Genomic DNA, 12,765 nt, shown 5'->3' on the forward strand with positions numbered 1-12,765 from the left:
TCGTGTCCACAAATGCGCTAATGGCACGGACAATATGCGTTTCTGACATTGAAATTTCCAGTGGTAATGTTAAATTGGTTTGATTATTGTTATAATGTTTGTACATAGAGATTCACTCCTATCCTTGGGTTTTTGTCGATTTAAGAATAGCAGAGTTGAATTCTCTATGCTACATAAAATGCAAAAAAGCCTCGGAAAAATTTCCGAAGCTTTTTTGCGTTAACTAGGACTTTTGTCCCAGCCTCTTTGTTCCGAGATAACCCGGATTTATTAAACAATTACTTTTTAGATGTGGGTTGGGAATCCTAATCCAACATCAGCAGCTTCTTGAACTGGTTCGCTCAAGGTTGGATGTGGATGAATGGTAAGGGCAATGTCCTCAACATTCATGTGACTATTAACTGCCAAACTTAATTCAGCAACTAAATCACTTGCACCGGGTCCAACAATTTCGCCACCAACAATGGTCTTGTCATCCTTGGTGAAAATCAACCGAACAAATCCATCTGCTTGATCAAGTGATACAGCACGCGCATTACCTGCAAATGGGAACTTCGAAGTTGAAACTTCAATGTCCTTATCTTTGGCTTGTGCTTGTGTCATCCCAACGACAGCAATTTCTGGGTCTGAGAAGCAGACTGCAGGAACGCCAACATAGTCATTAGCAGTGTTCTTACCAGAAATTGCCCCAGCAGCAACTTTGCCTTGGAAGAATGCCTTATGAGCCAATGCAGGACCTGAAGCAATATCACCAATTGCAAAGATATGTTCAGAATCGGTTCTGCCTTGGATATTAGTTTGAACAATTCCATGATCGTCCAACTTAACCTTGGTGTATTCCAAACCAAGGTCATCAGTGTTGGGACGACGGCCAACAGTGACCATGCAGTAATCTGCTTTAATGGTTGTCTGTTTGCCATCTTCTTCATAGGTAACAGACACACTGTTGTCATCTTGACTTGAAGAAATTGCCTTAGCACTGGTATGGATATCAACGCCCTTCTTCTTCAAGTTCTTAACAACTAATGAAACCATGTCTTTGGAGAATCCATTCAAGATTGAATCCAGTCCTTCAATGATTGTAACGTGAGCACCCAAGTTAGCATATGCACCAGCTAATTCGGTTCCAACGTAACCACCACCGATAACGACAAATTCTTTTGGAATTTCTGGCAGGTTCAAGCCGCCGGTTGAGTCAACAACTCGACCGTCAAACTTGAAACCAGGGATTTCAATTGGGTGGGATCCACTGGCGATGATTAAGTTATCAAACTGAATAGTGGTTCCAGTATCAGCACTCATAAATTGTTGCGGTCCGGTTGGCATTACTCTTAATTGAGTATCACTGTCAAGAACGGCTTCACCATGAATGACTTCAACCTTATGCTTGTTCAGAAGCATCTTAACACCACTGGTCATTCGATCAACAACCTTCTTTTGCTTCCATTCCTGGGTTTTAGCAAAATCGATTGTAGCTGGTTGAGTTGTAATCCCATACGTCGAAGCATCGTTAGCTTCTTGGAGACGATGCCCAGCAGCGATCAAAGCTTTGGAAGGAACACAACCAACGTTTAAACAAACACCGCCAAGTGTATCTGATTTTTCAATCAGGGTTACTTTTTGTCCTAATTCGGATGCACGGATTGCGGCAACGTAGCCACCAGGGCCAGCTCCGATAATTACTGTTTCTTTCTTTTCAACATCAGCCATTATTCGATCATCCTTCCATCAACAGCATTGCTGGATCATGAAGCAATTGATTCATGTAATTCAAAGCATTTTGTGCAAGGGCACCATCGATTAATCTGTGATCGTAGCTCAATGAAAGTTTCAGCATGTTGCCGACTTTAATTTCACTATCTTCTGGATCAACATATGGTTCCTTAGCAATCTTACCAACACCTAAGATAGCAACTTCAGGTTGGTTAATAACTGGTGTGAACCAGCCACCGCCAATCGAACCAACGTTACTGATGGTAATTGAACCACCCTTCATTGTATCCGGACCAAGTTTGTTGTCATATGCGGCTTGGGTGTTATCAGTAATTTCTTTGGCAATCTCAAACATACCCTTGGAATCGGCATTCTTGATGTTTGGCACATACAGACCATGGTCAGTGTTGGTTGCAATACCAACATTGAAGTAGTGCTTGTAAACAATTTCTTGAGTGGTGTCATCAATCGAAGCATTGAACTCAGGATATTTCTTCATAACGGCAACCAATGCCTTAACAATGTAAGGTAAGAATGTCAGATGAATATCTTGGTCGGCAGCTGCTTGTTTGTACTTCTTACGGTTAGCCATTAAAGCACTGACTTCAACATCGTCAAATGACGTTACGTGAGGGGCAATATCCTTAGATGTCCGCATTGATTTAGCAATGATCTTACGCATTGGTGACATTGGTTCACGTGTTTCAAGGTCTGGCTGATCGGACTTCCAAGGCTTGATAGCTTGTCCGGCAGCAGCCTTTGCTTCGCCAGCAGGAGCAGCTGCGGGTGCAGCGGCAGCCGGTGCAGCAGGAGCGGCAGCTGGATTAAAGTTATCAATGTCAGCTTTAGTTATCTGACCGTGATTTCCAGTAGCAGGAACAGCAGTGATGTCAACACCCTTGTCACGTGCATATTGACGAACAGATGGCATTGCTTTCACGATTGCGTTTGGATTTGAAGCAGCTGGAGCAGCAGTTACTACGGCTGGAGCAGCGGCAGGTGCTGGTGCGGCAGCTGGTGCAGGTGCTTCTTCTTTAGCAGGAGCAGGTGCGGCTTCTTCCTTTGCAGGTGCGGCTGGAGCGGCATCGTCAGGCTCATCAGGAGAACCATCGTCAATGACAACTAAGACGTCACCCTTTTCAGCAGTTTCTCCTTCCTGCTTTTCAATACTCTTAATGGTTCCGGCAACTGGAGATGGCATTTCTTGGACAGACTTGTCGTTTTGAATTTCAACTAACGGATCGTCTTCCTTGACGGTATCGCCAACTTTAACATCCCAGGTAGCGATTTCACCTTCAGTAATTCCTTCTCCCATCTCTGGTAGTTTAAACTTATAAGCCATGGGATCTAACTTCCTTTCTGTAACAAATTAGAATTTTAGTAGTTCAAAATTTCTCGTACTTTAGCTTCGATATCATCAGCATTTGGAAGCCAATCATTTTCAGCCATAGCAAATGGGAAGATACTGTCAGGAGCAGAAACACGGCCAATTGGTGCATCCAATGACATAATGTCGTTTTCAGCAATGTCTGAAGCAACTTTTGCTCCGGCACCAGCCATCTTTTGTGCTTCTTGGGCAATCACTACTTTGTGAGTCTTGTCGATTGAAGCAAAGATTGTTTCATCATCAATTGGTGATAATGAACGTAAGTCGATCACTTCAACTGAGATGTTCTCTTTTTCTAATTTATCTGCCACTTTTAGTGCTTCGTTAACTTCGGCACTGTAAGCAACAACGGTAATGTCAGATCCTTCACGAACAACATTGGCCTTGTCTAGGGGAACAGTATAATGACCGTCTGGCACTTCATCCTTCATTGAACGATAAAGCTTCAGGTTTTCCATGAATAATACTGGATCGTTATTTTCAACGGCGGAGATGACCATTCCTTTAGCATCATAAGGATTTGCAGGTGTTACAACTCGCAATCCTGGAATGCCAATGAATAAGTTTTCTAGTGAGTCACCGTGAAGTTCGGCAGTATGGGTACCACCACCAAATGGGGTTCTGATTGTGATTGGCATTGTAACGTCGCCTGAGAAACGGAATCGGTTACGTGACATTTGACCGCCAACAGAATCAACAGCTTCCATTGTGAATCCCATAAATTGAATTTCTGGGATTGGACGCCAGCCGGTTAATGCAAGTCCGATTGACATTCCTAAAATTCCTGATTCAGCAAGTGGGGTATCAAATACTCGGTCTTCGCCATATTTATCTTGAAGGCCTTCAGTTGTCCGGAACACACCACCATTTTTACCAACATCTTCACCAAAAATCAGAGTCTTGGGATCGTCTTGTAATACTTGGTCAAGTCCGTTGGTAATTGCTTTAATATATGTCATTTTAGCCATGATTACTTCGACTCCTTTGCTTCGTATTTCTTAATGTCAGCTGCTACGTCTGGGGTTGGAACTTCAAATGTGTTCTTCAAGAAGTCGCTAACCTTTTGCTTAGGAGCAGCTTCGGCATCTTTCATTGCGTCCTTAAATTCATCTTTGTATTGAGCAACTAATTTGTCTTCTTTGTCTTGATCCCAAAGCTTCTTGTCAGTCAAAACTTTTCTCAGACGAATTAGTGGGTCTCGGTCAAACCATGGTTTTTCTTGTTCCTTAGTTCGGTAACGACTAGGATCATCACCAGCTGAACTGTGGGCACCGAAACGATAAGTCAAGGTTTCAACTAATGCTGGACCATTGCCGGCAACAACAAAGTCACGCGCTTCTTTTGCAACCAAGTAAGTTGCCAGAATATCCATCCCATCAACTTGAACACCAGGAACGCCGGAAGCAACACCCTTTTGTGCAAGGGTTTCAGCGGCGGTCTGAGTCTTCCGTGGAACTGAAATTGCCCAACCGTTGTTTTGAACAAAGAATACTTCTGGAGCCTGGAATGAACTAGCAAAGTTGATTCCTTCATAGAAGTCACCCTGTGAAGTACCACCATCACCGGTAAATGTGTAAGCAACGGTATCCTTCTCGCCGTTCTTCTTGATTCCAAGTGCTGCACCAGCTGATTGAACATACTGAGCACCAATAATAATTTGTGGGATAAATGCACGTACACCGCGTCGTACGTAGTCATAAGCTTGGTAGTGACCTTTTGACCATAAGTAACCCTCTTTAACGGTTGCACCGTGTTGGATTAATTGTGGTAAATCACGATATGCTGGGAATAGGTAGTCTTGTTTCTTCATTGCGTGGGCAATCCCCATCTCTGAGGCTTCCTCACCGTAAGTAGGAGCATAGAAACCTAATCGACCCTGACGTGAAAAGTTCATTGTTTGTTCATGCAATGCACGTTCCCAAACCATCTTTTCCATCAGAGTAACTAGTTCGTCATCGCTGAATTGGTCAAATAATTCTTGATTAACTATTTTACCGTTTTCATCAATAACCTGAACCGGTTTCTTATATGGATCGCTCATCGTTGATTTGATCTTGGCAAAATCAACAACATGCTTACTCTTTGCTGCCATAGATAACACTTTCCTTTCCTGTAAAGCTAGACTCGTGATGCACTAACTGATCACTTCTAAACCACAGGTTAAATTTAGCATTTTTCAGCGACGTTTGCAAGCCCTTGCATTGTGATGAAACCAACTTTTTTGAATATAATTTTCACTTGACAAAATTCGGTTTGAAACCGCTTGCGGGAGTATAGTTTGTGAAAATTCACCAACTTTGTGAATAGTGTTTTTTTGTTAAAATTAAGTTAGAATAGAAGTTATTCAATTAATGCTTAAAATATTTTCGGAGGTCTTTAGTGTGTTTTTAATGAAGGATATTGTACGAGATGGGGACCCAGTTCTCCGCGAACAAGCTCAAAAGGTTAAATTTCCCTTGAGCAAAGAAGATAAACAGCTGGCTCATGATCTGATGGAATATCTGGAAGTCAGCCAAGATCCAGAGCAATGTGAAAAGTTAGGCCTACGGGCCGGTGTCGGCTTAGCTGCCCCACAGGTTGGCATCTCTGAAATGATGGCCTCGGTACTAGTACCAAGCGAAGACGAAGATGAAAAAGATGAACCGGTTTTCAAAGACGTCATTATTAACCCGGTGATTGTTTCGAATTCCGTTCAGCGCGGTGCATTAACCGAGGGCGAGGGCTGCCTGTCCGTTGATAAGGACATCCCCGGCTACGTCCCTCGAGCAGCAAGAATTACCTTGAAGTATCAAGACGTTGACGGCAAAGAACACAAAGTTCGGCTGAAAAATTATCCGGCAATCGTCTGTCAGCATGAAATCGATCATCTTCATGGAACCCTCTTTTATGATCACATTAATAAAGATAATCCATATGCCAAAACGGATGATGAGATCTTTGTGTACTAGCGTGCCGCAGATGAGCCGCTCACACATCAACAAAAAGGGTCTCAACTAATCTAATCAATTTAAAAAGCCGAGCAAACTCAAAACTTTGCTGAAGTGAACCCCCATAGTTGGATGAAAAATTCTAACTATGGGGGTTTTACTATGACTAAATTTAGTTTTGAAGTTAAACTTAAAGCTGTTCAAATGTATTTAGCTGGAATCGGTTCACCGACTATTGCCCGAAGATTAGGCATTAAAGGGAAAATATCTGTGCAGACATGGGTTGCTCGTTATCGAAAATATGGTATTCAAGGCCTAGAAATTCGTTCACCAAAATTTGATTATGATGGTGATTTTAAGCTAAAAGTCTTAAACTGGAAAAAACAACACAAAGCCTCGTATCCACAAACAGCACTCCAATTTGATATTAGTAATCCCGGGACCATCGCTAATTGGCAGAGGAAGCTTAAAGAACGTGGTATTGAGGCCTTGTTTACCAGAAGAGGACGGGCAAACCACATGATGACTAACCATAATCACCAAGCTAGGAAACAGTTATCAGAGTTAGAGCGCTTGAAGGCTGATAATCGGGCTTTGAAAGTGGAGAACGAATATCTAAAAAAACTCGAAGCCTTAGTTCAACGTCGCGGACAGTCAAAGAAGAATATCAAATCATCCAAGAACTAAGGCACGAATTCGGATTTAGCTTAACGGAGATTTTGCCATACGCCACCATTAAGCGGAGTACGTTCTATTACCAAGCACACCGTCATGAAGCTAAAGATAATCAAGAATTACTCCAAGTCATTAAAGACATCAAACAACAGAATCCCGGCTATGGATATCGACCAGTAACCGATGAACTACACCACCGTGGAATCAAGGCTAATCACAAACGAGTTAGCCGTCTGATGAGTGAAAATGGGCTATCGTCACTAATGTATAATCGTCAAACCCGTAAATATGATTCATCGATTGGCCCCCAAGGTAAGAAGGCTATGAATCGGTTAAACCGACGGTTTAACACTGATCGTCCTTATCAGAAAATGGTAACTGATGTGAGTGAGTATCGCTATGGTAATATGAGCCAGGACAAAAGGGTTTATCTTTCGCCAATTAAAGATCTGTGTTCTGGTGAGATCGTTAGTTATAATATTAGCGATCACCCGACTACTGATTTTGTGATGAAACCATTAATCGAGCTAATTAATAAGCGGCCCGTGCTTAGCTACCGCATGACCGTTCATAGTGACCAAGGCATCCAATATCAAACAAATACATGGCGCCAGACACTAAAGAAGCATCATATTTTCCAAAGCATGTCACGCCGGGCAACCTGCTTAGACAATGCATCAATGGAGAGCTTCTTTCATACCATGAAAGCTGAATTGTATTATGATCATCATTATCAAACCAAACAGGAATTGATTAAAGCCATGAAGGCGTGGATTGTATATTACAACCAATATCGAATAAGGCATAAATTAAAAGGCAAGACGCCGATTAAATATCGGAATCTTGCCTTAGGAAAAGTTGCCTAAATTAAAGTGTCCAACTTGCAGGGTTCACTTCATGCCCGGCTTTTTTGATTCAACCGATTTTGCCAACATTGGTGTCCGCCTTGCCACAGCAGTTTGGTCATGCCTTGTGAACGAATAACGAATGAACTTTTTGTAAGTCAATGCCTCCTTTTCATTGGTTTTGTAACAAACCGTTTTACTTATAGACATATTACCAATTGATTTAAAACTACCGATGTTGAAGATCGGCTCTTTTGGGGTCTTGATCGCTAGTCGGCATTTGAATATGCATAAAGCTTGGCATCGTCAACCCAGTGACAGCAACCAAAATGATTCCAGACACAATGAAGACACTTCCGTTTGGAATGAGTTGGAAAATAAATGAATAAAAGACGGTTCCTAAGGAAATTGACATCATATTCAAAGACATTTCGGTGGACGATACCCTGCCCATTAGTTCAGTCGGAACGGTTTTTTGCATGTAAATGCCAAAAGGCGTGTTCATAAAGGCCAGTGACATCCCTACCGAAAACAACATCAAAGACCCCACCAATTGAACCATCAATTTGTCAAAAGCAACCATCAACAACGTCCCGACACCCATCAATCCTGTCCCAATGATGATCATGGTGATGGTCAATATTTTTGCCAAATGTCGCAATTCTGGCGAGACGCTAATGACCAAATTCCCAATCAACATGCCAAGGGCATCAGCGGAATTCAAAATTCCAAGCGTCACATTCCCCAAGTGCAGATGTTCCACGACGATATACGGTAAGCCAACATTGATAACGGCAAAAATGAAATTCAAAAACAGCGCAATACAAATGAGGTATCGTAAAAAGGCTTGCGTCATCAAATAATCCAATCCCAGTTTAAATTTTGCCCACTGAGATTCTTGTGGGGCCTTACTTACTTGATTTGGATGTACATAATGGAGGTTCATGGTCAAGAGAATTCCCAGTGCGATTAGATGCGCCATCAGCTGAAAGATGATGAATAGATTAAAACCGACTAACGCATATAATCCGGCAGCCACTATGGGGGAGAATGTTGAGGCAAATGAGGCTGAAGATTGACTCAGAGAGTTCAATTTTTGGATGTGAGCATCATTGACTAATTCATGGACTGAAGCAAGATAACCGGAATTTGAGAGATTGACCGATGCGTAATTGATAATCAGACACCCAATTGTTGGAATCAATTTCCCGACGCCGGTAAAGCGGCCAACCGTGGCTGCGTACACGGATAATGCAACGATCCGAACAACCAAACTGATAATCAAAATCCGCTCGTGCGGATAAGTATCTACCACATTACCAATTGGCACTAACCCGATCAAAGTCACAATCGGCATAATAATCATTGATAATCCAAAGCTTAAAGACATCCCCGTCGCCCGCAGCAACATAAGCCCCAGCGCGAATGAAAACATGTCGCCACAAAAAGTACTGATGAAGTTACTTGATACATCTTTTAAAACCTGCATATTTGACTCGTGATCACTAATTTCCATTGTCAGCACCCGCTTTAATTTTGATTACCTGGATGCTACTACCAATATTAAAGGGATAGATGTAAAATATGTTGCATATATGCCACGTGGGAGGGCCTTATGAAAACAATTGGTCAAACGGTTAAAATGATTCGACAAATTAAAGGCTTCACTCAAAGCGAAGTGTACTCAGGCGTGATGTCACGATCATTTGCCCATCGATTTGAAAATGGTGAAAATGATATCAGTGCGGCTAAATTATTCAAGATTTTAGATAATCTGTCCATTTCGCCCAATGAATTCCGTTTTATTCAAAACGACTATCAAGAGCCTGCTGCAACCTCACTAAGAAGGCGCTTACTACGCGCATATAACGGCCACGACCTTCAAACGATGGGCCGAATTATCGATGAAACCAAAAAGCGCAGCAACCTCAGTTACAAATCGGTCGCTGCGATGGGTCAAATATTGGTCGTCACTTATTATTCAAAAACGTTCACCGTCACACCAGCAATGAAAAATCTGTGGGACACCCTTTTTGCGTCAAAGACTTGGACGCTTGAGGAAATTAGGAAAGCCCAAATTCTACTGCCAATTGCGGTCAGTCGTCATCAAGAAAAATTGATTCCAGAAATTGTTGAAAGATTCGAGAACAACTGCCAAAAATACCTTGGTGCGGTGGACGACCCCTTTCACATCGCCGATGAATTAATGGATCTGTACCTTTCTCTTTTTCAAATCGACCTCAACCTAGCCCAATATCATTCGGCAAAAGAAATCTTAACTAAAGTTAGCCGGCTCAATACTTTAGACTTAAGTTGGGCTGGCCGACTCCAGCAACAATTGATCACAGCAATCTGGGAGCTTTATTTTGGCGGCGAAAAAAAGGGCTTGACCCTGATTGCCAAGCTCGTCGCTGTTGAAAATCTCTATTCGCCACCTGTGGATCACAATCTTTTGGCAATCATCAACGTGCGCAAGCGATTGGCCCAGCAGTATCGAAAAGCCAATCACACTGACTAGCCGATGATTGCTAATGAAGCCGCTTCAAATCATCCACATATTCAATCGTCGTCACGTTCACCAGATAAGCAACATCAAAATGCACCCGATCAGCCAATTGCCAGACATCCGTCACGATGAAGGCCGGCCGATCAGCCTGCTCAGTATGTGCGTGCATATGATGATTATCACCATATTGCTCAAGCGTACCCGCCAAAGCCTTTCTAAACTCAGAGATTGGGCTTTCAATCGTCGCCTTTGGCAGGTGGTATTCAAAGGCCATGACGCCTCTTCCCCATACCTCGGCGATATCTTCAGATTTAAAATCACTTTCATCAAACGGTAAGATGATCTTTTGTTCAACCAGCTTATTAACAGCCGTTTTCACTGCTTCATTGGTAATCCGCTGGGCCAATGCGAGCCGTTTTCTGCCAGGTCTCGTTACAAAGATATAATGAATCAAATTGTAAACAGCAAAAGCCGCAACCAACCCGATGATAATTTGAATAATCAAATCGATGTTCATAACTGAGCCCCATTTCTTTTCATTGGGTTAATTTTACCATGCAATGGTGCGAGTTGATTACTTTCATGTTTATATACTTATTTTTTAGATTATGGTAGAATATCGTTATTAGTTGTGTTTTCACAACCACTTGTCCGTAAAGAAGCCTCGTGCTTCTGCAAAAAAATTGTTTAATTTTAAAGGAGTTTTTTTATGATTTGGAAGGTTTTATATCAACCCAGCAAGAAGGAAAGTCCTCGCCGGGAAACGACTCATTCTCTCTATGTTGAGGCCGACACAGAGGTTGAAGCTCACGCGTTAGTTGAAGACAATACCGATTACGATATTGAATTCATCGAACCCCTCCAAGGAAAGCATTTGGAGTATGAGCAAAGTAATCCTGATTACAAAGTAACGGAGTTTAATAATAAATGAAAAAACTAAACGTCAAGAATAACGAAGCAGCTATCTATGGCGTTGGTGGTTTGGGTGAAATCGGTAAGAACACTTACGGGATCCAATTTCAGGATGAGATTATCCTGATTGATGCGGGAATTAAATTTCCCGAAGATGATCTCCTGGGTGTCGATTATGTCATTCCAGACTACCAGTATCTGGTTGAAAATAAGGATAAGATCAAAGCTTTGGTCATCACCCATGGTCACGAAGACCATATCGGTGGTGTGCCATATTTGATGAAAGTTTTAAATGTCCCTATTTATGCCGGACCACTTGCGATGGCACTGATTAAGAATAAATTAGAAGAACACGGTTTGTTAAATTCCGTGGAATTGCACGAAATTAGTGACAAGTCGGTTCTGAAGTTCCGAAAAATGAAAGTTTCATTCTTCAGAACCACCCACTCGATTCCTGATACGGTTGGGATTGCCGTTCACACACCGGTGGGCGTGATCGTGGAAACTGGTGATTACAAGTTCGACCTCACACCTGTCACCAATCAGCCGCCTGATCTTCAAGAAATGGCCCGACTGGGTGCAGAAGGCGTCCTTTGTTTGATGTCTGACAGCACCAACGCCGAAAAGCCAATTTGGACCAAGTCTGAAAAATGGGTTGGCACTTCGATTGCCCACATTTTTGATAATATTGAAGACAGAATCATTTTTGCAACTTTTGCCTCCAACATTTCTCGGATTAAAACCGCCTGCGATAATGCCATGGCACATGGACGCAAAATTGCCGTCTTTGGTCGAAGCATGGATGCAGCAATTGTCAATGGTCGTGAACTGGGCTACCTTGATATCCCGGACGACGCTTTTGTTGACGCTCATGAACTGCAGTCTCTACCGGCTAACAAAACTTTGATCCTGTGTACAGGCTCTCAAGGTGAACCAATGGCCGCCCTCTCAAGGATTGCCAACGGTACTCACCGTCAGATTTCCATTCAGCCTGGCGATACGGTTATCTTTTCAAGTAATCCAATTCCTGGTAACACAACCAGCGTTAACAGTGTTATCAATAAGCTTGAAGAAGCTGGCGCTAATGTCATTCATGGTCGTGTGAACAACATTCATACTTCCGGACATGGTGGCCAAGAAGAACAGAAGTTAATGCTGCGCTTGATGAAGCCAAAGTTCTTCATGCCGATTCATGGTGAGTACAGAATGCTGAAGATTCATACGGAACTTGCTGAACAATGTGGCGTGCCGCTTGATCACAGCTTTATCATGCAAAATGGTGATGTGCTTGCCCTTTCAAAAGATAGCGCTCGGATGGCCGGTCACTTCACTGCCGGGGATGTTTATATTGACGGCAGTGGCATCGGTGACGTTGGTAACGTTGTCTTACGCGACCGTCAACTGCTTTCTGAAGAAGGCATTGTTGTGGTCGTCGCAACGATTAACCTCACCAACCAGGAAATCCAATCCGGTCCAGATATCTTGTCCCGTGGCTTCGTTTACATGCGAGAATCCGGTGAGCTCTTGGATGAAGGAAGACGCCGAGTCTTTAAGACCATTCGAAAATCAATGCTGGCAAAGAAGGCAACTGAGTCTTCAATTAGAAATGCAATTATTGATGACCTTCAAGAATTTCTTTACAACAAGACCGAAAGACATCCAATGATTTTACCGATGTTAATCATGAATGGTAAGGAATAACCAAACTGAACGAAACTCATTAGAAAACTTGAGAAGCGGATAGCCATATTCGATTCTCAAGTTTTTTACGTAAAACCATCTAAGTTGGGAGCCCATTCG

The 12,765-nt window shown here is 42.6% G+C and carries 12 protein-coding genes; 6 read left to right on the forward strand and 6 right to left on the reverse strand.

Features of this window, described 5'->3' with window-relative positions:
• Positions 1-285: 285 nt before the first annotated feature.
• Genes lpdA through pdhA form a run of 4 tightly spaced genes read right to left on the reverse strand, consistent with a single transcriptional unit; the run spans position 286 to position 5,192 of the window.
• Positions 286-1,710 carry a dihydrolipoyl dehydrogenase gene (gene lpdA, locus LPKJCM_RS03500; RefSeq protein ID WP_057963001.1) on the reverse strand — a complete coding sequence of 475 codons (1,425 nt, stop codon included), beginning with the start codon at positions 1,708-1,710 and terminating at the stop codon, positions 286-288.
• A 7-nt stretch (positions 1,711-1,717) separates the two neighbouring features.
• Entirely contained in the window at positions 1,718-3,055 is a 1,338-nt protein-coding gene (locus tag LPKJCM_RS03505; protein WP_057963002.1) for a 2-oxo acid dehydrogenase subunit E2, read from the reverse strand.
• Between the two features lie 35 nt (positions 3,056-3,090).
• Entirely contained in the window at positions 3,091-4,068 is a 978-nt protein-coding gene (locus LPKJCM_RS03510) for an alpha-ketoacid dehydrogenase subunit beta (protein WP_013727558.1), read from the reverse strand.
• Positions 4,069-4,070: 2 nt separating this feature from the next.
• Positions 4,071-5,192 carry a pyruvate dehydrogenase (acetyl-transferring) E1 component subunit alpha gene (gene pdhA, locus LPKJCM_RS03515; protein WP_087069542.1) on the reverse strand — a complete coding sequence of 374 codons (1,122 nt, stop codon included), beginning with the start codon at positions 5,190-5,192 and terminating at the stop codon, positions 4,071-4,073.
• Positions 5,193-5,481: 289 nt separating this feature from the next.
• Between pdhA and def the strand changes: the two genes are divergently transcribed.
• From def to LPKJCM_RS12885, 3 genes are all read left to right on the forward strand, one after another.
• Positions 5,482-6,048: a peptide deformylase gene (def, locus tag LPKJCM_RS03520; protein WP_057963003.1), complete on the forward strand. Its 567-nt coding sequence runs from the start codon at positions 5,482-5,484 to the stop codon at positions 6,046-6,048.
• 141 nt (positions 6,049-6,189) lie between these two features.
• Positions 6,190-6,714, forward strand: coding sequence for a helix-turn-helix domain-containing protein (locus tag LPKJCM_RS13435; protein ID WP_057911394.1), 525 nt, complete (start codon positions 6,190-6,192; stop codon positions 6,712-6,714).
• A complete protein-coding gene (locus LPKJCM_RS12885; protein WP_233156220.1) occupies positions 6,699-7,568 on the forward strand; it encodes an IS3 family transposase in 870 nt (289 codons plus the stop codon). Before LPKJCM_RS13435 ends, LPKJCM_RS12885 begins: the two co-directional genes overlap by 16 nt.
• Positions 7,569-7,776: 208 nt before the next feature.
• Here the strand turns inward: LPKJCM_RS12885 and LPKJCM_RS03535 are convergent, their stop codons facing one another.
• Positions 7,777-9,063 (reverse strand): MFS transporter, encoded by a 1,287-nt coding sequence (locus LPKJCM_RS03535; protein ID WP_057963004.1) that lies wholly within the window; start codon positions 9,061-9,063, stop codon positions 7,777-7,779.
• 99 nt (positions 9,064-9,162) lie between these two features.
• On the opposite strand from LPKJCM_RS03535, the gene LPKJCM_RS03540 reads away from it, so the two are divergent.
• Complete coding sequence (locus LPKJCM_RS03540) at positions 9,163-10,065, forward strand: helix-turn-helix domain-containing protein (RefSeq protein WP_057963005.1); 903 nt, start codon at positions 9,163-9,165, stop codon at positions 10,063-10,065.
• A 10-nt stretch (positions 10,066-10,075) separates the two neighbouring features.
• Here the strand turns inward: LPKJCM_RS03540 and LPKJCM_RS03545 are convergent, their stop codons facing one another.
• The gene (locus LPKJCM_RS03545; protein WP_057963006.1) at positions 10,076-10,570 is read right to left on the reverse strand and encodes a hypothetical protein; all 495 of its coding nucleotides are present in this window, start codon (positions 10,568-10,570) and stop codon (positions 10,076-10,078) included.
• Positions 10,571-10,762: 192 nt separating this feature from the next.
• Between LPKJCM_RS03545 and LPKJCM_RS03550 the strand changes: the two genes are divergently transcribed.
• Together LPKJCM_RS03550 and rnjA are read left to right on the forward strand one after the other, a co-directional pair.
• On the forward strand, positions 10,763-10,984 hold the full coding sequence (locus tag LPKJCM_RS03550) for a DNA-directed RNA polymerase subunit epsilon (protein ID WP_020281887.1): 222 nt from the start codon (positions 10,763-10,765) through the stop codon (positions 10,982-10,984).
• Positions 10,981-12,666 carry a ribonuclease J1 gene (gene rnjA, locus LPKJCM_RS03555; protein WP_057963007.1) on the forward strand — a complete coding sequence of 562 codons (1,686 nt, stop codon included), beginning with the start codon at positions 10,981-10,983 and terminating at the stop codon, positions 12,664-12,666. Before LPKJCM_RS03550 ends, rnjA begins: the two co-directional genes overlap by 4 nt.
• Positions 12,667-12,765: the final 99 nt, after the last annotated feature.

The organism is Lentilactobacillus parakefiri (assembly GCF_002157585.1).
GTDB classification, from domain to species: Bacteria; Bacillota; Bacilli; order Lactobacillales; family Lactobacillaceae; genus Lentilactobacillus; species Lentilactobacillus parakefiri.